This window comes from Verrucomicrobiota bacterium (assembly GCA_016200005.1).
In the GTDB taxonomy this organism is placed as follows: Bacteria; Verrucomicrobiota; Verrucomicrobiia; order Limisphaerales; family PALSA-1396; genus PALSA-1396.
On the sequence record JACQFP010000087.1, the window covers coordinates 55,714 to 81,796 of the forward strand.

Here is a 26,083-nt window from a genome sequence, read left to right on the forward strand (position 1 = left end):
GAGACTGAACACGAAAGGCTGAACGCCTATGAACATCACGATCAACCAGCCGATTCGTTTCGTGGCGAGGCAACTCCGTCTCGTTTCGTTACGGTGGAAACAGTGCGGCGCCAGGGCGATGAACGCTTTCTGGAGTTTCTGCACTTACACCAATTCCGCTCGCCCCTGCTTGGCGAAGGATTTCCAAATGCGATCCAAATATTTCACGAATGGCATTTGTGGAGAATCCGTTGAGGTGCTCTCCGGGCACCGCCGCTCCGGGTGTAATGTCCGAAGCCATTTCCGGCTTATTAAGGAGGCGGGTGCCGGAGTTCGTGCGGGCAAGGCGCTGTAGTCGGTGATTACGTGCAGCGAAACACCCTGCGACGGAATGGCGGCATGACGGAATTGGAATTCCGTCTTCAACCCAGCCTTCCGCAGTAGTCAAAAAGTTAAACAAAAACGAAAAGACAGAACCTATGAAGACAATCAAAAACCTCGCATTCGCGACCCTGGCGATTGCTCTGCTGTTCCAAACTTCGATCACGCGGGCCGACGATTCGACGCCGTTCAGCCGGATCTTCGTCTTTGGGGACAGCCTCTCGGATACCGGCAACCTTTTCCGACTCAGCGGCGGGTTTCCGCCTCCACCGTATTTCGAGGGCCGGGCCTCCAACGGCCGTCTCTGGGTGGAGCAGTTGGCCGATGCCCTCGGCATGAGCATCGCCCCCGGTGACAATTACGCGGTCTTCGGGGCCACGACGGGCGACTTCAACTTGAATGATGGTCTCAACGGACGGGTTTACCCAGGATTGCTTGATGAGATCGCCAGCTTCACAACCACGCGAAGCGCGGCGGAAGCTCAAGGCGCGTTGTTCGTGGTCTGGGCGGGAGCCAACGACTTTTTCCTGGCGCTCGCGACCGGTCAGGCCCCGGCAGTTCTAATCGGCAACGGTGTGGGCAACACGGTGCAAGCCATTCAACAACTCTGGCAAGCTGGTGCGCGCCACATCATGGTGGTCAATGTGCCCGACCTTGGTCTCACGCCTTTCGCGCTCGGCCTGGGCATTGGAAGCCCCCTAACCCAACTCAGTGCGGCCTATAACCAGGTGCTGAACTCGGCTTTGGACAGCTTCGCCTCCGCGGGCATCCCAACCATTCGAGTGGATGCCTTTGCTTTGCTGCGTGAAATGGTCGCCCAGCCGGCCCAGTTCGGCTTCACGAACGTAACGGATCAACTCATTGTGGTTGGCGGCAATGCTGACGAATTCCTGTTCTGGGACCGTGTCCATCCGACCACAAAAGGCCACGCGGTGGTTGCCAAAGTGGCCGCTGATTCCTTGATCAGCTACTTCTCGCCGCGTCAAGGCGAAGGAACACCCGCCCCACTCATCAACTCCCTTAACGGCTTGGTGAATGCCTGGGACAAAAGGTGACGATTAGACTACGGTTGCACTGCCGGAGTGGTCCGATTAGGATTGGATCGCCGGCGCGGCGAAGTTCGACCGCGCCGGCGTTCAGTTCCGTACGGCCTGCTCCTCCTGGTAGAGCCGGACCGCCTTGAGCTTTTCGGCCACGGTGTAGCGCCGTCGATTTTGGGCGGCGCGAGCCCCCCTCGGGGGGCTGGGGGTTCTCTTCTCTGCTACTGTTTGTTCATTCATGTTAACACTTCAACGTTGTTCCGCATCGGCTCAGTCACCAAGCTGTTCACCTGGACCGCGGTGATGCAACTGGCCGAGCAGGGCAAGCTCGATTTGAAGGCGGATGTGAACACGTATCTCAAAGCCTTTAAAATTCCGGTGACGTTTCCGGGAGAGACAGATTCAACTCGTGTTGGTTAACGGCTCCGCCACTTGAATCTGATTTATGTCCTTGGTTTGCTGCGACACATAGCTGTGGATGGCGCGGGCCGCCTTCCGGCCATCCCGCACGGCATGAACCACCAGACTGGGACCCCGCACCAGGTCGCCACCCGCAAAAACACCCGGCACATTCGTCATCTGGTTCGCGTCCACCTTCACGGCTCCCCAGTCGTTGACGGCGATCTGTGCCAGATCGCTCCCAGGCGGAAAAGGCACGGGATCAAAACCGTAGGCGACCAAAACAACCTCCGCCGGCACCTCGAATTCCGAGCCGGCTATCGCTCGTGGCTTGCGACGGCCACTCGCGTCGGGCGCGCCCAATTCCATGCGAATGCACCGGGCCTGCGTCACCTCACCCGCGCCGTTGCCGCTGAGCGCGACGGGCGCGATCAGGAATTGAAACTTCGCTCCTTCCTCGATGGCGTTGGCGTATTCCTTGCGGTTGCCCGGCATGTTTTCCAAATCGCGACGATAGAGACAGAGGGCTTCGCTGGCGCCACACCGAATGGCCGTGCGCAGACAATCCATGGCCGTGTCGCCGCCGCCCAAAACCGCGACGCGCCGGCCTCGCACTTCGATGGGCGGAATCTCCATCGGGAAATCAACATTCTTTTGGATCAGGAATGGGAGGGCTTGATAGACGCCGCCCAGTTCCGCGCCAGGAACATCAAGCGGTTTGGCTTGCTGCGCGCCAATGCCTAAAAAGACGGCGTCAAACTCGCGGCGCAAATCTGCCAACGATAAATCCCAACCCACCTTCACGCCGAGACGAAACTCCACGCCGCGCTTGCGCAGAATCTCGATTCGCCGCGCCACAATTGTTTTCTCCAATTTGAAAGCCGGGATTCCATTGACCAGCAAGCCGCCGGGAAGCATTTGCGATTCAAAAACGGTGACCGCATAACCCAGCTTGGCCAGTTCATCGGCGCAGGCCATGCCGCCCGGCCCGGAGCCGATGACCGCCGCTTTGAATCCGTTCGGCGTCGCGGGTGTGGTCGCGATGGCGTCGTGTTCGAAGGCGTACTCGTTCAGGAAGCGCTCGATCGCACCGATGGAAACCGGTTCGCTCCGGCTGTTGAGAATGCACGAGCCTTCGCACAGGCGTTCCTGCGGACAGACGCGCGAACAGATTTCCGGCATGTTGCTCGTCGAGCCGGAGAGCGCGGCGGCCTCCAGAAAATGTCCCTCCGCCGTCAGGGCCAGCCATTCGGGAATGCGATTCGCCAATGGGCAACCCTCGGCGCAGGTTGGCTTGGGACATTGGATGCAGCGGCTGGCCTGCTCGCGCGCCGTCGCTTCGTCGTAGGTGGAATAAATTTCCAGGAAATCAGCCGCCCGCTCGACCGCCGAGCGTTTGGGCGGCGTCGCGCGCGGGACGGAACTCCAATTGTGCTTGGCTTTGCCTTTGCCCGTGGTTTCCTGACTCATAATCGCTGCCCGCAAAAGCGAGCGTCCGCTTTGCGCGGCGATCGAAGTCTAAACTCTGGCAGCGGCCGTGGCAAATCTGCTTTCAGGCGGATTACTTCAACTTCGCCAACGTCTCCTTGACCTTGTTGAAGTTGGGCAAATCTTTCGGCGACGGCGTTTGCTCGCTGTATTGGACGACGCCGTTCTTGTCGATGACGAACGCCGCGCGCGCCGCGGTGTCCCCCACACCGGCCAGCATCGGGAACACCACGTCATATTTCTTGATGACCTCTTTGTTGAGGTCGCTGGCCAGCGTGATGCCGATCTTTTCCTTCTGCGCCCAGGCCTCTTGCGCGAACGGCGTATCGACGCTGATACCGACCACCTCGGCGTTCATGCCGGTATAGGCATTCAAACCGGCGGTGATTTCGCACAATTCGGTGGTGCAAACTCCGGTGAACGCCGCCGGAAAGAACAGCAGGACGGTGTTCTTCTGGCCGAGATTATTGCTGAGCTTCACGTCCACCAGACCGGAAGCCTGTTTGGATTTCAAAGTAAAATCAGGAGCCTTGGAGCCGACAGGAATTGCCATAATGATAATCGGTTAAATGGTTGAATGGTCAAACGTTAACTGCCCGGCGTTTATAATCGTCGGCCATTGCCGTGTCAAACCGGGATTGCGCTGAAGTTCAAGCCTCGGCTTGCGGAGCTCCCGGCATTCGCCAGCGGCGGGCGCACCGTGGTTGAGAACGAGGAGATGGAACCAACTCTGAGAACCGTCACTATGGGTCAATGCGCCGCCCAATGATCAGCGCCCACGGGCATTCACCGGGGATTGTCTCCGGACGATTTATTCACGTGCCGACACAGCCGTCCGAGCAGCAAGAGACAACCAGCTTCCGCCAGCAACGTGGACGCCGAGGGTTCGGGGATCGTGCTGAGAATCCACGGAGTGAAGGCCGAGACCCGCCCGAAGCCGTTGACGTCGCCATAATCGGCATTGGCACTGCCATCCGTGGCCGCCACGAAAGAGATCACACCGGCCAAGTAGATTTGCGAGTTGATCGTGAGGAATACACCGCCACCGCTGTCGCCCGGTGCCACCGAGCCTTCAAGACCCAGCGGAGTTGCCTCGCCAAACGCGTTGTCCGCTGTCGAATTTGGGTTGTCGAAATCGCAGCCCAGCAAAATGGCTGGATTGCCGAAATCGCCGTCGATGACGTTTTGAAATGCGCGCTTCTGGTTATCGAGGGTTTGGTAGCCAGTCAGGCCGGTGCCCGTGAGACCGAATCCGACGAATGTTGCGGTCTGCCCGAATTCCGCTGACCCGGTGTAGAGCGACGCCGGAGTGACACCAGTGACCATGGCGCTGAGATGCGCCAGGCCAAAATCGTAACCGTTGAGCGCATTGCCATTCCAACCGGGATTTCGATAAAGTTCGGTCGAGGTGTAGGCAATCCCATTGATCGTGAAAGTCCCGGAACTGGCGGCCACCAGAACGTGTGCGGCCGTGAGCACCCAGTCCGGCGCGATGAGCGTGCCGCTGCCGCTGATTCCCGCAACGAATGTTCCAACCGGCGCGTAATCCAGGTTGTTGGCAAGCTCGAGATAATTGCTGTCGGGCTGGTCATCGCGGATCGTGGCGCTCCAGCTTGCGGTCGGGTGGAGCGTCGTCGCGGCAAAAATTCCGACGAGCGCGACCAATCCGATTTTGCCCAATCTCATGGCTGGATGGCTCCATAACGAACACCGCGCGTCAAGACGCATCTCGGCAACCTGGGCCGCGAAACGCGCATTCTGACCATGCTTCCGCGGCAATCGTGCTGCATTAACTGCTTCCCTTTGATCGCCAGCCTGGTATAAATTTCTGCCGTGGCCACGAAGTCGAACCTCCAGGATTGGCAAACAGCCCTTCGCTCTGCAACCTGCGGTCCGCGACCAATGCACGACTGGATGCGCCACACTCCTCCAACTTTCACGACGTTCCAGCAACCTCAACCCCTGACACAACACACTCCATGAAAACATCGTTGCTCCCGTCGCAGCACCAACCGGATCGGAAGATCATTTGCTCACAATTTGTCGCCCTGCGCATGCTCTGCCGGTGGATTCCGCAGGGGCTGGGTTGGTTGATCGGGTGCTGGTTGTTTTTTCACCCGGCTTTTGCTGGCGCACAGACAACCATCTTGTCTGAAGGATTTGAATTCGCGTTTCCGGGCGTTTGGACGGTGGGCAACACCGGCAGTGGAGCGACCTGGCGGGATGTCAATGCGACGTTCGGCGGCGAGGGCACACACAGCGGTAATTGGAAAGGCTACTGCGCAGGCACAGCTTATCCCTTCAATAGCAACGAGCCGAATCCAACCTACACCAACAACATGGCCGCCTACATGGAGACCAATCTCAACCTGCGCGTCTGCCAAAACCGCGCCATCTTGCGATTCTGGTCGAAGATTCCCTCGATCGAGTCCGGCTTTGACGCGGCCAAGGTGTTCCTTGACGGCACTGTCATCTGGTCGAACAGCAGCCCGCAAGTCGCGTGGACGGAAGTGGCGTTGGACCTCAGTGCGTTTATCGGCGACTTCCACAAGCTGCGATTCGAGTTCGATTCGGATTTTTCCAATACGGCTGAAGGCTGGTACCTGGATGACATCAGCGTGACCGCCTACGACACGATGCCACCATCGGTGACGTGTCCGGCCAACATCGTCGTGGACACGGACCCCGGCCAATGCTCGAAGAGCAACGTGACTTTTCTCGCCACGGTCACCGATAATTGTCCCGGCGTGACGGTCGCGTGTATTCCGCCCAGCGGTTCGACCTTTCCGGCGGGCCTGACCGCGGTGACTTGCACGGCCACGGACGCCGCCGGCAATACTGATCAGTGCAGCTTCACCGTAATCGTCCGTGACGAGCCGTTCATCATGTGCCCGTCGAACAACGTCGCGCTGGCCTGCTCGAACAGCGCCCGCGTCGATTTCGCCGTCTTCACGAGCAACCAGTGTGCTTACGCCGGAGCGTGCGTCGTTCCTGACAACGGCAACGGCACGGCGGACCTCCCGCCGCCGGATTGCCAGTATGGGGTGCCGAATGACGCGCTGCGGATCATTAACGGGCTGCCGGTGGGAACGACGATCGAAATGCCGCCCGTCCTGAAGGATTTCACCTGCGGCACGAGCGTGGTCAGCGTGTGTTCGTTCCCGCCGACGCCGGGCGTGTGCATGGTGCCGGGCGGCACGCTGGGAGGCGAGAAGGGTTGCAGCGGCGCGACGTTGGCCCTCAAACTGATCGGCACGGGCACGCTGGGCGGATTTAATCGCGCCATCAATCTCCCCGTGGACTTTGAAACGCACATCGCCCCGCGCACGTTGGGCGCGCCGGTGCAGAGCTTCAACACGGACTTGTTCCGTTTCTTCGGTCAACTCACGGGCGACCCGGATTTTGATTTGTTGCGGATCACGGCCGGCACGGATTTCGGGATGCCCAGTCCCGGCCACACTACGTTGACCAGCCAACCCGGTAACAAGTGGGCGGTGGACAGCTTTTTTGACATCACGTACCGGATTGATTTTGTGGGCCATCCAGGTGGAGCGGTGGGAGGCATGTCAGGCTCGACGACGGGCACGATCCGGATTTGGACCGGGAGCGGGCCGCCGCCAATCGTGACGTGCACGCCGCCTTCCGGCAGCGACTTCCCATTGGGCACGAACGTGGTGACGTGCGTGGCGAGCAACGTGTGGGGACGGACGAGCAGTTGCGAGTTCTTCGTAACGGTGTTGCCGGACACGCGACCACCCGACATGCCGTGCCCGTCGAACATCGTGGTGCAGACCTGCTCGAATAGTTTCCCGGTCGAGTTCTTCCCGATCGCCACCAACCACTGCCCGAACGGTCCGGCCTGCGCTGTCTCCGACAACGGGACCGGCACCGCCGCCCTGCCCCCGGCGGGTTGCCAATATATCGCCCCGGATGATGTGATGCAGATCATTGACGGGCTGGCCCCCGGAACCACGATCAGGATGACGCCCATTCTCAAGAATTTCCTTTGCACCACGAGCGGGGTGGACATTTGTTCGTTCGCGTCCCCAACGCCGGGCGTGTGCCACGAACCGGGCGGCAGTCTGGGCGGCGAAAAGGAATGTAGCGATGCCACGCTGGCGCTCGACCTGAACGGCACGGGCACGCTCGCGGGTTACCATCGTGCGCTCAACATCGCCGTTGGTTTTGAAACTCATACCGCCCCGCGCACGCTGGGCGCGCCGGTGCAGAGTTTCGACACGGACATGTTCCGCTTCTTCGGTCAAATCACGGGCGACCCGGACTTTGATTTGTTGCGGATCACAGCTGGCACGGATTTCGGGTTGCCCAGTCCCGGGCACACCATGTTGACCCGGCAGCCGGACGGCACCTGGGCGGTGGACAGTTTCTTCGACATTACCTACCGGGTTGATTTTGTCGGCGCGGCGGGTGGACCGCTGGCGGGCAGATCCGGTTCGACGACTGGCACGATCCGCATGTTGACCGGGGCCGGGTTGTATCCGCCCGTGGCCTGCTCGCCGCCCTCGGGCAGCCCGTTTCCACTGGGCGTAACCCTCGTGACTTGCACCGCCAGCAACCAATGGGGCTATACCAATTGCTCCTTCAAGGTGACGGTGAACCTCACTAGGCCGATGCTGAACGTCGCGCGGCAATCCACCAACATCGTGATTCGCTGGCCGGATGTTTGCACGGCGTTCCGATTGCAATCCGCACCGTATCTGACGCCGCCCATACCGTGGATAGACGTGACCAACACCCCGGCGCACGTCGGGTCGGAGTCGCAGGTAATCGTATCCGCTGTGAACAGCAACAGATTCTTTCGCCTCTATTCACCTTAGCTCGTGAATGAAAACGAATGGTGGCGGTGTGCCCGTGCGCCGGGCGCTCAAACCAAAGCGGCACCGTCAGGAGCGTCGCCTTCGTCGGACCGCGAGCTCGATGTTTCGGCGCGGCAAGCAGCTTTCAAAGTGCAGAGCAACACTACTGGCGATACAAAGAAACCGCGAAGAACTCGAACAACAAGTCAACACACATGAAGACACTTATCCTTGCTGTCACGTTGCTCGTGGCAATTCCGCTCCGAGCACAATTGCCGACCACCTCGCCCAAGGCGGCGGGTTTTGATCCGGCGCGGCTGGAAGTCATGCACGAGACGGTGAAGCGATTTGTGGATGAGCGGAAGCACGCAGGCATCATCACGTTGCTGGCGCGCGACGGGAAGATCGTGGACTTCCAGACCTACGGCTATCGCGATTTGGAAAAGCAGTTGCCGATGGAGCGCGACACAATTTGCCGCGTGTATTCGATGTCGAAGATCATCACGTGCGTCGCCACGCTGATGTTGTTTGAGGATGGACAATTCAACCTGGACGATCCGGTCGCGAATTGCTTGCCGGAGTTGAAGGAGATGAAGGTTTGGACGGGTGGTACGATGGACGCCCCACAAACCCAGGCGCTCAAGCGGCCCATCACCATCAAACATCTGCTCACCCACACGAGCGGATTGATTTACGATTTCGCGGGCGACGACGAGTTGACGAAATTGTGGCGCAGCACGGACCTGTGGAGCGGGCCAGGGTTGACGAACTTTATCACGAAACTCGCCAAGCTGCCGCTCAAGCATCAGCCGGGCGACGCTTACACTTATGGGGTGAACATGGACGTGCTGGGGGCGTTGATCGAGCGGGTGTCGGGAAAAACATTCGGCGCGTTTCTGGAGGAACGGCTCTTTCGCCCGCTCGGCATGGAGGACACGGGCTTCGACGTACCGGAAGCCAAGATGAATCGTCTCGCGAAGACGTACAAGCACGGACCGAACGGGAAATTTGTAGAAGACAAACCGCTCATCGAGACGTGGCCGGAAGCGGGGCGCGGAATCGAAGCTGGCGGTGCGGGGATTTTTTCGACAGCCGGCGATTATGCGCGCTTCGCGCAAATGCTTTGCAATGGTGGCACCCTCGACGGCAAACGCATCCTTGGCCGGAAGACGGTCGAGTTGATGACCGCAAATCACATGAAGACGCTGCCGAACAATCAGGCGGCGGCGCGGCAGAAGGGTTTCGGTTTCGGCGTGGAGGTGACGACGGAGCTCGGTCAACTTTCGATGCCGTCTTCGATCGGTCAATTCGGCTGGTACGGTGCGGCGACAACGTATTGCCAGATCGATCCTAAGGAGAGGATTGTGGCCATCGCGTTTGCCCAACATTTCCCGTTCAACGAGCACAATTTCTTCGCGGCGTTTCAGACCGGGTATTTTCAAGCATTGAAATAAAGGGCTGCTCCGCCAGGCGCACGCGCATGAAACGCTACACGTTTGTTGATCACGCAACCCAGGGTTACATCGCTTTCGTGGCGCTGCTCGTTTTGGTGTTTCACGGTTCGCGTCTGTCAGTCTGGCCGTGGTTGGTCTTGGCACACGCGCTTGGCGTCTTGTTGATCCACTTGTTGATCCAGGTTGAAGGCAAGTTTCCGAAGAACCAGCTCCTTGAATTTTTCCGTCAGTTTTATCCGATCCCGCTCTTCGTGGCTTTTTATCGCGAGACAGAGTTGTTGAACCAGATGTTCTACACGGGCTATTGGGATGCTCATTTCCTGAAGTTGGAAGCGCGGCTCTTTGGGATGCAGCCGGGGCTTGAAATGCTGGAGCGGTTTCCCGCACGTTGGCTGGCCGAGTTGCTTTATGCGGCGTATTTTTCCTACTACCTCATGGTGGCCGGCGTGGGATTCGTCCTGTGGTGGCGCGACCGGCGGCAGTTCGCGCATTTCGTTTCGGTCGTGTCATTCATGTTCTACGTCTGCTACACAATTTACATCTTCGTGCCGGTGGTCGGGCCGCGCATTGTTTATGCCGGTTTGGTTCAGGAGCCACTTCCGCAAGACATGGTTGCTTCCATCAAACTCAACGCCCCGGCATCCGTTCAAGCCGCCGTGTTTTTCAGGCTCATGGGTTGGATTTACGATCATTTCGAGGCGGCGGGGGCGGCGTTCCCCAGCAGCCATGTGGCGGTGGCGTTGTGCACGCTGTATTTCTCGTTCCAATATCTCCGGCGCATTCGCTTCGTGCATTTGATCGCGGTGATCCTGCTGTGCGTTGCGACCGTGTATGGCCGTTACCACTATGTGGTGGACGTCGTGGCTGGCATTGCCTTGGCGGCTGTGCTGTTGCCGCTTGGTAACTGGCTTTACCACAAGTTCGGCAATGGGAAACGGGAATTGAGCGCAACTGCCGATTCCGTGGAGAATTGCAACTGAAGCTCGCGTCGAGGGTCTGACGACGTTTCGAGGGACGGTCGTGGCGCGAGATCACACCGCTCGCTCGTAAATACGGTAGGTCTTGTAAACTCTTCCGCCGAACGGTTCGAGCAACCGGCGCATCGGCAGATTGTCCTCCAGCACCCAGGAAGCTTCGGCCTCCTTGATTCCGAGTCGCCGCCCGGTTGCCAGACCTTCCGCCAGCATCACGGCTTCAATGCCACGGTTGCGATATTCCTCCTTCACACCCAGAATGACCACTCGACAGCGGGTGGGAAGCTTGTAGCCGAGAACGTAAGGGAGCAGACCCAAAATTTTTGGAGTGCACAACCGGCCGCGCAGTGGCTTAATGACCTCGTTGTAATCCGGCAGGGCCAGCATGAATCCGACCGGCTCGCCCGGTTTCTCCGCAAGCCAGACCAGGCCTTCCACCAGCAGCGGTTTGAGTCGCGCCGCCAGAAAATCAATCTCCGCTCCGGTCATTGGAACAAATCCCCAGTTCCTTTGCCACGCGGCGTTATAGACTTCCTTGATCTTGTCGAGATCGGCAGCGAGGGTCCGGCGGCGCACGGGTTTGAAAAGTATTTCAGGATTCCGCCGGCGCGTCTGGCGGGCAATGCGCTGTAATCGTTCGAGCGGGCACCTCGCCACATCAATTTGGAACGCCAGCAAATTTTTTGCGCCCGTGAAACCTTCCGCTTGGATCAGATCCTCGTAGTAAGGTGGGTTGTAGGTCATCATCAACTGCGGCGGAGAATCGAAGCCGTCCACCAGCAATCCACACTCCTCGTTGGTCGTGGGGTTCATCGGCCCGAGCACGCGATGCGCGCCCAATTGTCGCGCCCAATCCAAGACCGCGGCAAACAATTGCCGGCTCGTCGGCGCATCATGCTCGCACTCGAAAAACCCGAAGAAAGCATCGCGGCTCTGTTGCGACTGGTTGTAATTCCGGTCGAAGATGCCGGCGATGCGCCCCACATCGCGGCCATCGCGCGTCGCAATCCAGAGTTGCATCTCGGCGTGTTGAAACAGCGGATTGGCGTCTGAAAAAACTTTGCGCGCGTCCACGAGCAAGGGCGCGACCCAGTGCGGGTCGTCGCGATAGATGCCGTAGCTGACTTCGAGGAAGCGGTTGACGTGGCGCGCCGCACGCGAGAGGGGTATGACTTGGAGTGCTTGGCTCATTCCTCTTTCATTTGGGTCACATCGCTGCTCCGCAGTCGCGTAACCAGCAGCGCCGCCAAGAATCCTGCGAATCCAAGGAAGTAAAGGCCCATCGTCGTCGAACTAAATCTGTGTTCGAGCCACGTCTTGACGGGCGGAGCCACGAAGCCGCCGATGTTTCCCAACGCGTTGATCGTGGCAATCCCGGCCGCCGCGCCGATACCGCCAAAATATGCGGTGGGGAACGTCCAGAAGATCGGTTGTGCGGTAATGATGCCGGCCGTCACCAGGCACAGCGCCGCAATCGCCAGTGCCGGTGGCAGGTTGGCAGACAGGCTCAATCCGACAGCGATGCCAGTGAGTGAGAGGAATGCAAAGGTGCGACGATAGCCAGTCCGCATCGCCAGTGCCGGCCAGAACGAGCCGGCAATAATCGCAAAAGCCCAGGGGATGGCGGTCACGAAACCGACCCGCAGCCCGACATTCTCACCCATCAGCGCGCTGACTTGGGTTGGCAGGTAGAAAGCCACGCCGTAGCCGCTGATCTGGATGAGAAAGTAGATGGCGACGAAGTGCAGCAATCGCGGATTCCGGAACACCGCACCAAGGGTCACGGTGCCGCGAGCCTGCTTTACTTGCTCCTCGGCGTCAATCGCCTGCGTCAAGGCATCGCGCTCATCCTGCGGCATCCAGGACGCCTTTGCCGGACGATCCGTCAGGTAAAAAAAAGCCCAGACACCAACCAGGCTGGCCAGCAATCCTTCCACCGCGAACATCAGTTGCCAGCCTTGCACGCCGAATCGGCTGCCAAAGTCCAGCAGCATTCCCGAGAGCGGCCCGCCAAACATCAGAGCCAGCGGCGCGCCGAAATAAAAAATGGCCATGATCTGTCCGCGCGCTTGCGCGGGGAACCAATACGTCAGGAATAGGATTGAGCCTGGAAAGAATCCAGCCTCGGCCGCACCCAGTAACAGACGCAGCACCGAAAAGGACGTGTCGCTCTTCGCGAAGATCATCGCTGCGGAAATCAGGCCCCAACTCACCATGATGCGCGCCATCCATCGGCGCGCGCCGACGCGATGCAGGATGAGGTTGCTGGGGATTTCGAACAAAGCGTAGGTGATGAAAAAGGCGCCGGCGCCAAAAGCGAACGCCGCGTCACTCACGCCGGTCGCAGCCTGGAATGACTGCTTGGCAAAACCGATGTTCGCCCGGTCCAGGTAACACAGCAGATACATCAACAACATGAACGGGATGAGCCTCCATTTCGCCCGACGGATGGCGCGGTCGAGAACCTCCGGGTTGGGCGCGAGTTGGGACATCGCCCCGATAGTGCCGGGGTTGAACTGCCTCAATCAACCCGAATTTGCACTCGATGACAAAGTCCCGTGCGGAGCGGTCGAAAATTCAGCACTCCGCGTCTCGGCGCTTACAAATATTCGCCGCTCTCCGCGACTCTACGGTCGGTTGAGGGTTGTCAGAAAAGTCGAGCGATGCGGGTCGGGAGAACGAATCCGTGTCCATCGGTTTTCACACTTCCTGCTCGAACTCCGTCGTGCCCATTGTCCGCCGGCCTTGGTAATCGCCCAGAATTCGTGCCCCGCCGCGGCCAGCGTACCGCGGCGACGTTCCCTCCTTCCGCGGCCACCTCTTCAACGGTGAAGCGCGCGTCCGGGAACGGCGCGCAAAACGGCACCCTCAACGCCGCGAAGCCCCTGGCCAGCAGCGTTAGTAACTCACCACCGCCTGTCCACCGGGCGCCGCGCCCAACGGACAAGTTTCCAGATTGAACGCTCAAAGATTCAGTTGGCGCTTAAGGCTCAGCGCACCGAACGGAATGAGCACTTTGGTCGTTGTCCCCTCTACGACGACAGTGACGACTCCGATTAAATGCGCCTCTCCCGCTTGATGCACATCACGAAGCCCGACCTCCAGCTTGTCGTCGCCGGTCTTAAATTTTATATCTCTAAAAATCCGGTCAAACTTATCATGGTCCTTCAATACCGCCTGCGGACAACCATTCGTGGGGTTGAGCTGTAATCGGCCGGCAAGTGTGAACTGCCCGCTGACCAGTCCGTTGGTGGTGTTTCCGCCGGCCTGTATAACCATTTGTGCCACGAACCGTTCTTTGTTGGGAAACGCAGCGGCGGCGTTGCCCTGGTCGGTCACCACATCCAGAGTTGTGTTGGTGGCGATTGTGGCGATGTTGGTGCCGAGGGTCTTGCTGAACACAACCAGGCTGACTACCGTGGAGCCGCAATCAATATCCAGCGCCAGCAGTTCATTGGTTCGTAGAGTTGTCAGGCTCGTACCCAACGCTAGGTTGACCAGATCGTGGCCTTCAAGAGTGTCATATTCAAACGCGGGTTTACCGGCCAGATCAGTGCCTTGGAATACGGACTTCAGCGCAGCCGTGGTGCGAAATGTCTGAGTTAGGGTGCTCGACGCGGGTACTGGCTCGTAGGTATAACTTCCTGAGGCGCTGCCAGCCCACCCAAAGGTAACGGGGACGACCTGTAGATACGAAGGCGAGACGGAAAGTGAGGGTTCTCCGTACCACGCACTGATCTGCACAGGGTCGGTGCCCGTGAAGAAATCCAAATCCGCGGCCAGTGAAGTGTCGTCAAAGATGACAAACGTCCCATCCATTTTCCAGGGACCCTCGCTATAACTCATGGCCAACGCAATGCCATCCCAATTGTAGGTCAGCGAGCCCGAGGCCCAGAGTCCTGTGCCGGCGACGCCCGCGTTGATTGGCATGGAGAAGGAAAAGCTGTAAGAGGTGTCGAATTGCGTGGGGTTATACACGCCATTCTTAGTCTGCCAATTCCCGGCAAAGGCGAGTGCGACAGAAGTGAGACGGCCGTACGCCGGATCGAACCGCGGCACCAGGCCGCCGCTCTCGTTCCAATAGATGGTGTCAGCCCTGACATCGGCCAGTCCTGAAGTTAAGACGATTGCCAATGTTGCGCACAGGGACAACTTTCTTCCTAAGACGAATGGCCTGACGGGATAAGGTCTTTTTGGAATGGTGGCGACTTCAGGGACCGGGTTGACGACCAGCGCGCGCTTGATTAGTAAGATGTTATTCATGAGTTTGCCTTTACATCGTTGGCTTAACGGTCGGGCAGAAGACGCTTCGCTGTGGGAAATAAGACTCTCCTCGAGAGCTTGCTAGCCACGCTGAGCGACAACGCGTCTTGTTCTGACCCATTCATACCACTAACCTTCAATTCGGAGCGTCAAAACGCTACCCGTACATTGGCAAACTCCTTCCGTAGATTGGCATCAAGGGCTGTTCTTCGCTCGGGGGGATTCCCGTAGCCGGTGCGAAGGGAAGGTGGCCGATCAAAGGATGAGGGACCCAGGGGTAGGTTTGGTGTTTCCCGTATGCGATTACTTCCGCGTCTCTACGTCTCGTGGTTAAGATCTGTGTGCCGTGCAGTGGTGCACCGGCTCAATCCGCACTCATCATGTGCAACAGGCAACTGCGAATGGTGAGCGCGAGCAGATCATTGATGACGTCGAGCACGATGAACTTGCGCACCTGTCCCCAGATTTCGGTTTCGTACGCGGTGCCGATATGTAGCAGCAAAGAATCCAGCATTTCACGGGTGTCATCGCGGGCGAGGATGCGCTCGAAGCCGCGTCGGATGGCTGGCAAGGAGACTTGCGCAATGTTCGTGTGCTCCAACGTCCCCTCAAAAGCCAGCCGGAGCAAAGCCCGCATTTCCTCGGAGGACAAGCCTGCTTCGCCCGGCGTCGCGCGATTGGTTGCGCGTTTGGAGAGGAGCAGGTGCAGGGCGCGAAACCGGATGTGATGCTCCGGCGATTCCAGCCACGGTTCCGGGCGCAACAGCCCGAGCACAACGCGCGCAGGCTCAGAAGCATCGTTGATGCGCTCCAGGAGGGGCGTTCCGATGATGCGTTCGTCTTCCCACCAACCCGGAATTTCTTCGAGCCGGCGATGGCTTTCGTGCGCCATGCGCAGGTCAAAATCGCGAATCAAGCGAATCTCTTTGTGCAAATAAGTGTAGCCGAGCGGAGTCAACGCGGCCTTGCGCAGCCGGAGCGGGAGCGGCACCAGATCCGGGAGCACGAGCCGCACTTCCAGCTTGCCGCCGTGGCGTTCCAACGCAGTCCGCAAGCACAGATTCCAACAGCCTTCAATCCGCGGCAGGTGCTCATGCACATTCATTCCAGCCAGCAGCGAAACCGCGGCGGTGTGCGTCACTTCCCGGCTCAACAAAGGCGTCAACCCGTGCCGGCTGGCTATCCCGTATAAAAAATCGTACGCCGTAATCTCCTGTTCGGCCCAGAGCGCAGACCACTCCGTGAATTGATTCAGCGTGCACTGCCAGATGACCTGTTCTTCCTGGGTCTCAATGCAGCCAAGGCCGGTTTCATAGAGCGCAAACGCGTAGGCACTTCGCAGCAGCGCGCGACCTCGCGACCCCTTCCATTTTCCGTGTTCCTGCTCCAGTTCCCATGGTTTAAGATGCATCGGACCCCAACCGAAGTATTCCGGGGCGACGCGGTGGAGTGAGGTGAAGGCGGAGACCCCAAAGCGCGACAGGATCTGCGGAGAAACCTCATCAAATAATCTCGCCCAGCGGCGAAAGGACCGGGCCGCGTCATAATCCAACTCGCCGTCGTCGGTAAAAAGTTGCGGCTCGGAGGTCCGCACTTGTTCCAGAACGGTCCGGGCGACACGGTCGAGCACTTCCCAAATGGCTTGCTGACTGTCATGGCTGACGCGCTGCGGCACAGCCGAAACTTTTCCGAGAACTTCCGGCGGAAGATTGCCGGTGCCGATCTGGTCGAGGCAACGCGCCAGCACCGCCCGCCAATCCAGCAACCCGCTTCCGCGCATCAGCGAGGGCGCCACCCGCACACCGAGCGAAAGGAACGCATCTTCCCAATCCGTGCGCTCGAAGGCGCCGATGTTCCAGCGGGGCGTGCCCTGTTCAAACGTCACGAGCCGCAGGCCATGCTTGATCTGCCAGAGCGCCGCATGAATCAGCATCTCGGCGGCGCGTTCATCGCTGAGTTCCTGCCGGAGCGTCAGCTTCCAGGGTCGCACGGGCGGGTCTTCACCTCGCGTGATGCCGGCAAAGGCAACTTCCGGTACCGCGCTGGAACGGATGAGGCGAAACCCCGTGCTTCGGAGCAGGTGACGCAAGTCCGCTTTTTCAATGTCGGCACAAGTGCGCAAACCAAATTTCTCGAGGAGCAGATAACGCAGGTAAACCGGCGCCCGCCGGTCGAAGACAATTCGCTTTGCTGGGGAAAGGGATTCCAAGGCGATTGGCGGTGCGGTGTGAGACAACGGGCAGAGCAGTGATTTCGGATAGGAACCAAGAAACCCTTCGACCCCGGGTCTCACGCAATGCCACGCTGTGAGGATCAGGAGGTCGTCGTAGTCACGGGTTTCCTGCACCTTGCGGACGCTCGCGATCCGGGCGGCAATGCGGAAGACATTTTCAAAATGTGACAGGTCAGTTCCTTCCGTGCTCCGCTCCTTCCCGCGCAAGTTCCGGTATTCTGCCTCCGCAAACGGCAGCCGTCCGGAAATGACGCGCGCTTTCTCCAGCACGAAGGCATCAAACTTCGGCAACTGAATGCAGGCTCGCGCCTCGTCGGGATGGCAAGAAATTGTTGAAGGAACCGGCCAGCCGTGGTCCCAACGCGGCGCGGGCGAAACCTTTGTGCCGGGCACCGCTGAAGCGGCAGGCGTCTCCGTTAGCGGCGAGAATTCAGGGTGTGTCGGCGGGGCGGAAGGCAGCGGCGGCGTTGCTTCTTCCGCGTTTCGGGTCTGCTCATCGTAAGAGCAGCCAGTTTGCGTTTCATCAGAGTCGGTCCACACAGCGATGAATAACTTCTATCACGCTGTTCGTCCTGTGTCACCTTTTTCGTGAGGCCTTTTCACGCGACCACCGCGATCGTGCTGGCCTCCTCAACCGACGGACCGTCCCGCTTCTCCATCTTGACCCGCATTTTCTTCAAAGCCTGATCCTGAATCTGCCGGATGCGTTCGCGTGTGACGCCAAATTGCCGACCAACCTCCTCCAACGTTTTTGGGGTACCGTCATCCAATCCGAAACGCATGGCCAGAATGGCGCTTTCCCGTTGGTCGAGCGTGACCAGAACTTCCCGGACCAAGGCGTTGTCGGTTTCTTTAACGAGTTGATCGAACGGCGCTGCAGCATTCGGGTCCGGCACCACTTCCGAGACGCGATCCGCCGAGTCGGCGCCTATCGGAGCGTCGAGTGAAACCGGCGTTCTAGATGCCAGACGATACTGTCGCACGCGCCGCGGATCGAGATTCAGTTCGCTCGCAAGCTCTTCATCAGTCGGGTCGCGATCAAGCACTTCACGAAGCTTTGTTTCCGCCCGCGCAATATGAGCCACCTTATCGACCACGTGAACGGGCAATCGGATGGTCTTCGATTGATTCGCCAGCGCCCGCTTGATCCTTTGCTTGATCCACCAAGCCGCGTAGGTGGAAAGCTTAGCTCCCTTCTTGGGATCGAAGCGCTCGACTCCTTTCATGAGTCCGATGTTTCCCTCATTGATCAGGTCCAGGAAGGGCAGGCCCAGACCATCGTAATCGCGCGCAATCTTCACCACGAGTCGCAAGTTGGCCTTGATCATGTGCTCGCGCGCCCGCCTGTCCCCCCGCTTGATGCGTCTAGCGAGCGCAATTTCCTCCATTGGCGTCAGCAGCTTCACCTGACCGATTTCGCGAAGATAAAGTTGCAAGGCGTCGCCCGTTGGAGGCTCCGGTCGGTTCAATTGGGCCGGCTCAACAGCCACGGGCATGGTCAGCGCCATTCGCCGGGACCGCACGGTTCCCGGTCGGGATACTGCGCGTCGGCGTCGCTCCGGAAGCCGCGACGGAGTCAAATGGACATGGGCCGGCGTGAGCCGAGTCGTTCGCGACCTTTTACTTGGTTTGAAAATGCTTTTCATGTGCTTAGGTTTCTTCGTCATCGAATTCCTATCGCGGAGCCGCTTTTCATACCAGGGCGGCGATTTCCTCGAGTTTCGAAACGATTACGCGTTTCGCCACGAAACCCACTGTCTGGTCGCGCACCTCGCCACCGGCGAAGTAGAGCAACGTCGGGATGGATTGGATGCCGAAGCGCGCCGCGAGCGCAGGATTGTTGTCCACGTTGACCTTGGCGAGTTTCGCGCGACCGGACTGCTCGGTGGCGATTTCGTCAAGCACCGGCGCGAGCATTTTGCACGGCCCGCACCACTCGGCCCAAAAGTCCACGATGACGGGGAGCGCCGATTTCAGAACTTCTGTTTCGAAGTTCTCCTCATTGACCTCAATTGTCGCATTCATGTTTCGTTTTCGATTAACGTTTGTTTCAATACCCACGGACGTTGCCAATCTGTTGTGCCGCGAACGCGGAAGGCCGGTTTGTTTGCCTTACCGATTGCTGATGTGCGTTCCAAACGGCAAGTCCTTGGACCTTCTCCATCGCGAGCGTTGGGAAAACGAGGTTTGGGTACATCGTTTGCCATGCCAGCGCCTCGGCTTCGTTCAGAGCCAGTCGGACCAATCGTTCCTGCGTTGCCAGCGCGTCGCGGGACTCGGCGAAGATGGCTTCCTTGGCTTTCTTTATCTGCGCGAGAATCTTCTGACATGACGCAAGGCACGCGCTCTTCACGGTGGTTCTGATCTCTGCGTTTGCTCGATATTCATTCGGTTTGTTTGGTTTCATAATGCTCTGGTCTTTCAGTTATATGTAATAGTAACTGTTACATACTTACACAAAAAAAGAGATCGTCAACCAGTTTTTTTCCCAGCGCAGGCAGCGGAGGCTTTCACCGCGCTGATCACACTGGACAGCGTGGTTTTCTCCAAGTCCCGTTCCAAGGCGTTCTGCGCTGATGCAAAAACCTTGTCCAAGGTCTTCCGGATGCAATATCCGACCGGGCAGGCAGCGTTGGGTTTTCGTGACGGAGTAGCGAATGGCTCAACATCCTCCACCGCCCGATAGATTTCAGCCAGATTGATACGCCCCGGCGAGCGACTTAATCGCGAACCTGACCCCGCCCCTTTGCGCGTCTCCACCAGTTTCGCACGCTGCAACGATAGCAGCAGCCGCCGGATGATGACCGGGTTCGTGTTGACACTGCCGGCCAGGAGGGCGGACGTGACCGGGTCGCCCTCCTTGTACGCGAGGACGGCCAGCACGTGCACGGCCATGGCAAAGCGACAACTCGTTCTCATAAACTATAGCCATCAAGTAACCGTAGTTATTACAATTGTCAAGGGTAAATGGCCGTTGAGGCCGACAAAACGTGTGTTCGAATCAGTCTTCGGCGCTGATCACCACCAGGCACTGGCCGGATTGACCGGGATATTCATTTGGGCGGGGCCGTAATTTTTTGGGAACCGGAAAAGCGAAACATGACCATCACCCCACATCAGGTTCCATCCGCGCTGCCCGCGGTTGTTATGCCAGATGCTCTTGGCAAAAGAGGACCGATCCACGGCGCCATCACCCGCGTCGCGCGAGCCATGCCACGGCCAGTCGCCTTGAATAATTTTATTGGCCGCGCTCCGCGCGATTTCACTCGTTTTGATCGGCGTGCCTTCGGGTGCCCCGCGGGCTGCGCTGTCCGCCGTCGTGTGTTTTACGCCGAACCAATCCACCGACCACATGGGAAGATAACTGTTGCCCCAAGCGGCGTAGCACGACGGATTGGATTCGGCCGGCCAATAGGAATCGCCATGATCTGATGGACAATGGAAAGTCTCGACCGCCGGGACATAGGCGTTCAACGGGCGATTCGTCTCGCCCGCCCGGTCGTGTACGATGGGCTTCGTCCGGACGTTGGTACGAATAAAACCGCCCACTGTTGCCCAATCCCCGTGAACCGGAAAGAACTCCCGATTGTCCTCGGCATACATGTGATACCCGAGATACTGCTGTTTCTGATTGGAAATACATTTGATGGCATGCGCCTTGACTTTGGCGCGGGCCAGCGCCGGCAACAGCAGACCTGCCAGGATGGCGATGATGGCAATCACAACCAGCAATTCGATCAGCGTAAATGCTTTGCGATCGAAAGCCGCATCCAGACCGCGACAATTGGATGTTGCGCACATCGGACGTTTGGATTGATGCCAAACATTCTCTCTACTCCGACGCAGAAAAGCAAGCCCAAGAACATGAATCGTGAACGGGCGGGTGAGGGTGAATGCCGGGCTTCTGAATAACCCTGGAGTTTGGTCAGCTCGCGGATGCGTCAATTATCCAATCACTCTCGATAGGGTTGAATTTCCAAAAAGTTAAAGGTCTGTTCCAGACCAACCGGACCAACCGGTGGGTTTTCCTTTGGCCAGTCTGAAACAGTCAACCGGGCCGTCGCGCCCCGCGCCTTGAACACTTTCCAATGGTACATTATCCTGACGGGGATCTTGGGTTCTGGATTGGAAGCATACATTTCGGTGAATGACCGCTTCCTGTCCACATCGACACCTTCAATATCGACGGTTCCCGTAAACTTGCTTGCCTCCTCCAGCTTCTTGGCTTTTGGGTTGATCAGATCATTGTAATCGCAGGAAAACATTTTCATGGAATAAAGTCTTCCCGGCTCAAGATTCTTGATGGTCTGGGAAAACGTGTTCGGTCCCTTGTCGCTTCTTTTCATCCAGAGAAAGGTGTCGCCAATATGTTCAGGATCAGCCGGACCACCTAATCCCATATAGCGACCCTCGATGCGACCGTAGCGCGGAAAACTTTTGACATCGATGCTCCCCGTTTCCGCTGCCTTCAATGTCCACCCTTCCGTCCCTTTTTGGAAATCAGCATTCTGAATGTGCGTAAGGAAGAGCGGGTCTGGCCTTGTCAGCAGGTTTGTTTTGCCCTCAATCGCATAGTGCCGGTAGAGTTTTCCGACCCAACGCACCGTTTCTTCGTCGGATTGCGACGAGGTCCACCATTCAAGGCCATCGATGCCGGACAGTGCCGGGTTGTTCGCCACCGTTTGGACCTGCATATCCATCCAGACCAGGTAATCGACATTCGGCAGCTTGTTCAGCCATCCCGGAGGCATGTTGAACGATCCGAAAGCGATCACCATGTGGTTTTTGACTCCCGGCTCCTTGGCTTCCCAATCAGCGAGGCCATTGACGAATTCCTCCAACGCGTCGAAGGAAGCCTTCTCGCTGGATCGTTCAAACAGATAGCGTTCGAGGGCGACACGATAGCCGCAGTCAACAATGCTGCGGATGAAATTCGTGCCGATGATCTCCTGGTTCAGCTTTCTCCCGCTGCCGCCCACGTAGGCATAAAGCATCTTGTTCTTCAGCCGGTCGTCGGCACGCATTCTCTTGATGGCGGCTCCGTACACTTCGTACTGTTGTCGTTCCCGTTCCATTCGCGCAAGACGTTCGGGGGTTAGCTTGGCCCATTCCACGACCGGCCTGTTGACGATGAATTCATCGATAATAATTCCATCCAGGAACGGAGCGTTGTCATAAAAACTGGCCCAGTACTTGAAATGACCCTCGATGTTGGTGGCTTGGGAATGGATCCCCGTTTGCGCGACGAACCGTTTTCCCTGACGATGCCAGTCATCAACTTCCGACGGAGCCAGCTTGAGACCGCTGGGTATGATCAAGGTCGTGACATTCGGCAAAACATCCCGCTTGAGAAATTTCATGTCATAAAGACCATAGGATTTGATCGCGGGATTGAACCCGAGTCCGCAATGGATGAGTTCGGGTATCGCCTTCACCACCAGTTTCTCAACGCGAACATTACCTTTACACTCCACTTGAAGCGTATGTTTGCCCTGCGTCACAAAGCGCATTCCTTCACCGGGCCGACCTCCATCCGCGTCGTGCAGAATCACCGGATCAGTTCCCTTATCAAGAACAACACGGAGGGTTCCGTTTCCGTTGCATGTTGCCGAGATGAAAATCCAGCCGTCCCTGGAACGTGCAAAAGTGAAATTGTTGTTGGACTTGGAAATCGCCGAGACTTCGAGCAACTCCGAAACGAGATTGTTCAACTTCCTTTCCCCCGAAAAAAGTACCTTTGCTCGAGAATCTCCTGCAAATCCACAAAACAGTATTGATAACAATATTGATAACAGAGTCGGCGCAATAAAGGTGGTTCTCATGACGCGACAATTGGCCTGACCTTTTCCGATGTCAAGCCGCCGCCGTCGTGCTTTGCCACTCTCTCGACTGCCAATTTTGAGTTTCCTTTGCCGCTGGGTTCGTCTATGGTCTGATCACGCTGTATGAAAGTGACTCCGCATTCTGGTGATGGTCCGATGCAACTCTGGACCCGCCGGCGTTTTCTAGCGCGCAACGCGATGGGTATCGGCAGCGTCGCCCTCGCGTGGCTGTTGCGGGAGGAAAACCTGCTCGCCACGCCGCCGAACATTCCGCGCGGGCCACAGTCCTTTGACCTGAAGCCCAAGGCCCCGCTGTTCCGTCCACGCGCCCGCGCCATGATCTCGCTCTTCATGCACGGCGGACCGAGCCACATCGACTTGTTCGACCCGAAACCGGAACTGACCCGGCGCAGCGGTGAGGATTTTGCAGGAGAGATAACTTTCAGCTTTATCGATCGCGCGACCAAGAAACTCTTCGGCAGTCCGTGGAAATTTGAGAAGCGTGGCCAGAGCGGAATCGAAGTGTCGGAACTGCTCCCGCACTTTGCAAGCATTGTGGATGACGTGACGCTCATCCGCTCCATGCACACGGACATCAACGGGCACGAACCTTCGATCTGGTTCATGAACACTGGCAAATCCCAGCCAGGCCGGCCCGCGCTCGGCTCGTGGCTCACCTATGGCCTCGGCACCGAAAGCCAGAGTTTGCCCGCCTACGTGGTGCTGACCGATCCCGGCGGGCATCCGGTGGACGGCGTGCGCAACTGGTCCAACGGCTGGATGCCGCCGTTGTTTCAGGGAACGATTGTGCGCTCGGCTGAGCCGCGCATTCTGAACCTCGAACCGCCGCCGCACTTGAAAGGCGAATTGCAGGAGCAGAACCTCGCTTTCCTCGCCCGGCTCAATCGCGATCATCTATCGCGTCATCCCGGCGAAACCGACCTCGAGGCGCGCATCGCCAGCTACGAACTCGCCGCGCGGATGCAGACCGCCGCGAAGGAGGCGCTCGATCTGACCGGCGAAAGCGAAGCCACGAAAAAACTTTACGGCTTGGACGAATCCGTCACCCGCGAATACGGCACGCGCTGCCTGATCGCCCGCCGACTGGTCGAGCGCGGTGTTCGGTTCGTGCAACTCTTCGTCAACGGCCAGATCTGGGACAACCACGAGAGCATCAAGACCAGTCTCGTCAATTGTTGCCGCAAGACCGACCAGCCGTCCGCCGCGCTCGTCAAGGACCTCAAGGCGCGCGGCCTGCTCGATACCACGATCGTCCATTGGGGCGGCGAGATCGGTCGGCTGCCCGTGACCGAGAACCACGGCGCGGCCGAGAAGGCCGGACGCGATCACAACGGCCAGGGCTTCAGCAGTTGGCTCGCGGGCGGCGGGATCAAGGGCGGCATGACGTATGGCGAGACCGACGAGTTCGGGCACAAAGCAGTCGTGAATCCCGTCAGCCCGAACGACTATCACGCCACGCTGCTTCACCTCTTCGGCCTCGACCACACGAAACTTCTTTACTTCCACAACGGCCAGGAAGAACGCATCACCGACGGCAAACCGTGTCGTGTGGTGAGGGAGATTTTGGCCTGAAATCCGATTACCGAAATCCGAAAGAAATCCGAAGGCCGAAGCTCCGCAATTTTATTTTCCTTTTTTGCCAGCCTCGACAGTTTTTGATTGAAGCCCCGTCATGGTTAGCAGCGGCAGCACCGTGAAACGTCCGTCATCGTTATAGACGATCACGTACGACGCTTTCGGCGGCAACGAAATGTAATCCCGATGTGGCACCGCGTACTCGTGGCCATCAGCCATACGCAACGTGAAGGGAACGCCGCTCGCCACCGCAGACTCGACCTGCTCTCTTGTCATGACCACATCATTACCCAGGATCAACGAACTCGCAAGCGCTTCTTCACCCGCACTCCGGCTGCCGCCAGGTGAGTGTCGTATTGACCACCATGCGCGACCACGTTTCGCGAGGCGAGCAGCACGTCAGCTTGGGCATGGACGGGCGCAGGCATCAGTCGTGATCGTAAATGGCGTCGGCGGGAGAGTATTGAGCGGCTAATTGTTGGGCGGAAAAACGCGACCAGTTCTGGCGCTCGTCGAGTTCCGTCTGCCGCGCCAGCAATGAATCCACATAGTAAAACACTCCTGGATCTGGCGTTGTCACAGACTGAAACTACGGGCCGAGGCGACGAATCCGTACGTTCCGGTACGCGACCGATGCGTTATGGTGCTGCAAAACTATCCCGCCGTTCGTTACCTTGCCGTAGAGCGAGTCACCGCTGTATCGTGAAGTTGAAACCATACTCATAAACTCCTGACTGTTCAGATTGTACTCGACGACCCTGTTGCCGTTCAGCCACTGCTCGACATGGTTGGTGAGAATTACTATGCGCACAGTGTTGAATTGACCGGCCGGATTGAGAACCTTGTTTGTCGGAGCGATCACTCCGAAAACAGAACTGGCGGATGTAACTGGGTTGGTTCCGTTGGGATGAGTGGCATCGTCAACAATTTGATTCTCTGGACCACTCTTCTCAGGGCCGTCGGGCGCCTCGCTAACCCGGTAGAAAACGCCACTATTGCCTGCCACTGTTGCATTCCACTCCAACTGCAACTCGAAGTCTGAGTAGGTATTTGTGGTGATGATACTGATCCAGTTGGCACTGTTCGTCGGAACGGTTCGCAATTCGTTGCTGATTACCATCCAGTTGTTGCTGGGGAACGTCGTGCCCCGGTAGGTGCGAAAGGCCGATGTATTCGTCCCGTCGAACAGAACTTCCCATGCCTGCAAGCGATAAAAACTGGCAAGTTCGGTGGCGTCATTCGTGATGACGAAATCCGAGCCAACGGTCACAACCTCATTGGTGACGTTGCTCCACAAAACCGGTGGGGAAAGACTGGCCGTCGATTGAAGGTAAAACTGGTTGGCAGTGTCTTGTGGCCAGCTAATGATCAATTTGTCCTCTGAACGAGTGATCTGGAGAACAGCGTCAACCGCAAGCGTCGGCAGTGCGGATGTGAGCAATGCGATGACGGGCAATTGCGTGAACAAGCGGAGTGTGCCCCCTGTTTTCATTCGATTCGTAGTGTCCGAGGTGCCAACATGCTCCTCCAAGCGCAGAAGGTTACAAGCAGAATAATACAGGCTGACTGGCCTCGACCCCGCCAAACTCCTTTACTTCCACAATGGCCAGGAAGAACGCATCACCGACAGCAAACCG

General features: G+C 58.1%; 22 protein-coding genes and 1 pseudogene. 6 read left to right on the forward strand and 17 right to left on the reverse strand.

What is annotated here, in order from left to right; genetic code table 11:
* Positions 1–88: 88 nt before the first annotated feature.
* A complete protein-coding gene (locus HY298_27675; GenBank protein ID MBI3854024.1) occupies positions 89–472 on the reverse strand; it encodes a hypothetical protein in 384 nt (127 codons plus the stop codon).
* Between HY298_27675 and HY298_27680 the strand changes: the two genes are divergently transcribed.
* The gene (locus tag HY298_27680; GenBank protein ID MBI3854025.1) at positions 459–1,415 is read left to right on the forward strand and encodes an SGNH/GDSL hydrolase family protein; all 957 of its coding nucleotides are present in this window, start codon (positions 459–461) and stop codon (positions 1,413–1,415) included. The genes HY298_27675 and HY298_27680 overlap by 14 nt on opposite strands.
* Positions 1,416–1,652: 237 nt before the next feature.
* Positions 1,653–1,778: pseudogene (locus tag HY298_27685) on the forward strand (serine hydrolase).
* Positions 1,779–1,802: 24 nt separating this feature from the next.
* Here the strand turns inward: HY298_27685 and HY298_27690 are convergent.
* From HY298_27690 to HY298_27700, 3 genes are all read right to left on the reverse strand, one after another.
* Positions 1,803–3,269 carry an NAD(P)-dependent oxidoreductase gene (locus tag HY298_27690; protein ID MBI3854026.1) on the reverse strand — a complete coding sequence of 489 codons (1,467 nt, stop codon included), beginning with the start codon at positions 3,267–3,269 and terminating at the stop codon, positions 1,803–1,805.
* 91 nt (positions 3,270–3,360) lie between these two features.
* A complete protein-coding gene (locus HY298_27695; protein ID MBI3854027.1) occupies positions 3,361–3,840 on the reverse strand; it encodes a redoxin domain-containing protein in 480 nt (159 codons plus the stop codon).
* Positions 3,841–4,073: 233 nt separating this feature from the next.
* On the reverse strand, positions 4,074–4,973 hold the full coding sequence (locus HY298_27700) for a trypsin-like serine protease (GenBank protein MBI3854028.1): 900 nt from the start codon (positions 4,971–4,973) through the stop codon (positions 4,074–4,076).
* Positions 4,974–5,266: 293 nt separating this feature from the next.
* On the opposite strand from HY298_27700, the gene HY298_27705 reads away from it, so the two are divergent.
* From HY298_27705 to HY298_27715, 3 genes are all read left to right on the forward strand, one after another.
* Complete coding sequence (locus HY298_27705) at positions 5,267–8,125, forward strand: HYR domain-containing protein (GenBank protein ID MBI3854029.1); 2,859 nt, start codon at positions 5,267–5,269, stop codon at positions 8,123–8,125.
* 194 nt (positions 8,126–8,319) lie between these two features.
* Positions 8,320–9,558, forward strand: coding sequence for a beta-lactamase family protein (locus tag HY298_27710; protein MBI3854030.1), 1,239 nt, complete (start codon positions 8,320–8,322; stop codon positions 9,556–9,558).
* 26 nt (positions 9,559–9,584) lie between these two features.
* A complete protein-coding gene (locus HY298_27715) occupies positions 9,585–10,538 on the forward strand; it encodes a phosphatase PAP2 family protein (GenBank protein MBI3854031.1) in 954 nt (317 codons plus the stop codon).
* Between the two features lie 51 nt (positions 10,539–10,589).
* Here HY298_27715 and HY298_27720 read toward each other — a convergent pair whose 3' ends face one another.
* The 10 genes from HY298_27720 to HY298_27765 form a co-directional block, all read right to left on the reverse strand.
* The gene (locus tag HY298_27720) at positions 10,590–11,723 is read right to left on the reverse strand and encodes a GNAT family N-acetyltransferase (protein ID MBI3854032.1); all 1,134 of its coding nucleotides are present in this window, start codon (positions 11,721–11,723) and stop codon (positions 10,590–10,592) included.
* Entirely contained in the window at positions 11,720–13,024 is a 1,305-nt protein-coding gene (locus HY298_27725) for an MFS transporter (GenBank protein MBI3854033.1), read from the reverse strand. Before HY298_27725 ends, HY298_27720 begins: the two co-directional genes overlap by 4 nt.
* A gap of 472 nt (positions 13,025–13,496) precedes the next feature.
* On the reverse strand, positions 13,497–14,795 hold the full coding sequence (locus tag HY298_27730) for a choice-of-anchor E domain-containing protein (protein ID MBI3854034.1): 1,299 nt from the start codon (positions 14,793–14,795) through the stop codon (positions 13,497–13,499).
* Between the two features lie 364 nt (positions 14,796–15,159).
* The gene (locus tag HY298_27735; GenBank protein ID MBI3854035.1) at positions 15,160–17,568 is read right to left on the reverse strand and encodes a hypothetical protein; all 2,409 of its coding nucleotides are present in this window, start codon (positions 17,566–17,568) and stop codon (positions 15,160–15,162) included.
* Between the two features lie 59 nt (positions 17,569–17,627).
* Positions 17,628–18,695 carry a sigma-70 family RNA polymerase sigma factor gene (locus tag HY298_27740; protein MBI3854036.1) on the reverse strand — a complete coding sequence of 356 codons (1,068 nt, stop codon included), beginning with the start codon at positions 18,693–18,695 and terminating at the stop codon, positions 17,628–17,630.
* Between the two features lie 25 nt (positions 18,696–18,720).
* Positions 18,721–19,053, reverse strand: a complete 333-nt coding sequence (gene trxA / locus HY298_27745; protein ID MBI3854037.1) for a thioredoxin — start codon at positions 19,051–19,053, stop codon at positions 18,721–18,723.
* Positions 19,054–19,078: 25 nt separating this feature from the next.
* Positions 19,079–19,435 carry a hypothetical protein gene (locus HY298_27750; GenBank protein ID MBI3854038.1) on the reverse strand — a complete coding sequence of 119 codons (357 nt, stop codon included), beginning with the start codon at positions 19,433–19,435 and terminating at the stop codon, positions 19,079–19,081.
* 65 nt (positions 19,436–19,500) lie between these two features.
* Positions 19,501–19,947: an Rrf2 family transcriptional regulator gene (locus tag HY298_27755; GenBank protein MBI3854039.1), complete on the reverse strand. Its 447-nt coding sequence runs from the start codon at positions 19,945–19,947 to the stop codon at positions 19,501–19,503.
* A 99-nt stretch (positions 19,948–20,046) separates the two neighbouring features.
* Positions 20,047–20,829, reverse strand: coding sequence for a prepilin-type N-terminal cleavage/methylation domain-containing protein (locus tag HY298_27760; GenBank protein ID MBI3854040.1), 783 nt, complete (start codon positions 20,827–20,829; stop codon positions 20,047–20,049).
* Positions 20,830–20,981: 152 nt separating this feature from the next.
* A complete protein-coding gene (locus HY298_27765) occupies positions 20,982–22,580 on the reverse strand; it encodes a hypothetical protein (GenBank protein ID MBI3854041.1) in 1,599 nt (532 codons plus the stop codon).
* 468 nt (positions 22,581–23,048) lie between these two features.
* On the opposite strand from HY298_27765, the gene HY298_27770 reads away from it, so the two are divergent.
* Positions 23,049–24,443, forward strand: a complete 1,395-nt coding sequence (locus HY298_27770; GenBank protein ID MBI3854042.1) for a DUF1501 domain-containing protein — start codon at positions 23,049–23,051, stop codon at positions 24,441–24,443.
* A 51-nt stretch (positions 24,444–24,494) separates the two neighbouring features.
* On the opposite strand, the gene HY298_27775 is transcribed toward HY298_27770, so the two are convergent.
* From HY298_27775 to HY298_27785, 3 genes are all read right to left on the reverse strand, one after another.
* On the reverse strand, positions 24,495–24,722 hold the full coding sequence (locus tag HY298_27775; GenBank protein MBI3854043.1) for a hypothetical protein: 228 nt from the start codon (positions 24,720–24,722) through the stop codon (positions 24,495–24,497).
* Positions 24,723–24,873: 151 nt separating this feature from the next.
* Entirely contained in the window at positions 24,874–25,026 is a 153-nt protein-coding gene (locus HY298_27780; GenBank protein ID MBI3854044.1) for a hypothetical protein, read from the reverse strand.
* Positions 25,027–25,035: 9 nt separating this feature from the next.
* On the reverse strand, positions 25,036–25,938 hold the full coding sequence (locus HY298_27785; protein MBI3854045.1) for a DUF1080 domain-containing protein: 903 nt from the start codon (positions 25,936–25,938) through the stop codon (positions 25,036–25,038).
* Positions 25,939–26,083 lie beyond the last annotated feature (145 nt).

Coding starts and splice junctions, on each gene's coding strand:
- HY298_27680 (MBI3854025.1), top strand. CDS start 459: ATGAAGACAATCAAAAACCTCGCATTCGCGACCCTGGCGATTGCTCTG.
- HY298_27725 (MBI3854033.1), bottom strand. CDS start 13,024: ATGTCCCAACTCGCGCCCAACCCGGAGGTTCTCGACCGCGCCATCCGT.
- HY298_27720 (MBI3854032.1), bottom strand. CDS start 11,723: ATGAGCCAAGCACTCCAAGTCATACCCCTCTCGCGTGCGGCGCGCCAC.
- HY298_27760 (MBI3854040.1), bottom strand. CDS start 20,829: ATGTGCGCAACATCCAATTGTCGCGGTCTGGATGCGGCTTTCGATCGC.
- HY298_27705 (MBI3854029.1), top strand. CDS start 5,267: ATGAAAACATCGTTGCTCCCGTCGCAGCACCAACCGGATCGGAAGATC.
- HY298_27695 (MBI3854027.1), bottom strand. CDS start 3,840: ATGGCAATTCCTGTCGGCTCCAAGGCTCCTGATTTTACTTTGAAATCC.
- HY298_27785 (MBI3854045.1), bottom strand. CDS start 25,938: ATGAAAACAGGGGGCACACTCCGCTTGTTCACGCAATTGCCCGTCATC.
- HY298_27740 (MBI3854036.1), bottom strand. CDS start 18,695: ATGACGAAGAAACCTAAGCACATGAAAAGCATTTTCAAACCAAGTAAA.
- HY298_27750 (MBI3854038.1), bottom strand. CDS start 19,435: ATGAAACCAAACAAACCGAATGAATATCGAGCAAACGCAGAGATCAGA.
- HY298_27770 (MBI3854042.1), top strand. CDS start 23,049: ATGGGTATCGGCAGCGTCGCCCTCGCGTGGCTGTTGCGGGAGGAAAAC.
- HY298_27715 (MBI3854031.1), top strand. CDS start 9,585: ATGAAACGCTACACGTTTGTTGATCACGCAACCCAGGGTTACATCGCT.
- HY298_27690 (MBI3854026.1), bottom strand. CDS start 3,269: ATGAGTCAGGAAACCACGGGCAAAGGCAAAGCCAAGCACAATTGGAGT.
- HY298_27710 (MBI3854030.1), top strand. CDS start 8,320: ATGAAGACACTTATCCTTGCTGTCACGTTGCTCGTGGCAATTCCGCTC.
- trxA (MBI3854037.1), bottom strand. CDS start 19,053: ATGAATGCGACAATTGAGGTCAATGAGGAGAACTTCGAAACAGAAGTT.
- HY298_27775 (MBI3854043.1), bottom strand. CDS start 24,722: ATGACAAGAGAGCAGGTCGAGTCTGCGGTGGCGAGCGGCGTTCCCTTC.
- HY298_27700 (MBI3854028.1), bottom strand. CDS start 4,973: ATGAGATTGGGCAAAATCGGATTGGTCGCGCTCGTCGGAATTTTTGCC.
- HY298_27730 (MBI3854034.1), bottom strand. CDS start 14,795: ATGAATAACATCTTACTAATCAAGCGCGCGCTGGTCGTCAACCCGGTC.
- HY298_27755 (MBI3854039.1), bottom strand. CDS start 19,947: ATGAGAACGAGTTGTCGCTTTGCCATGGCCGTGCACGTGCTGGCCGTC.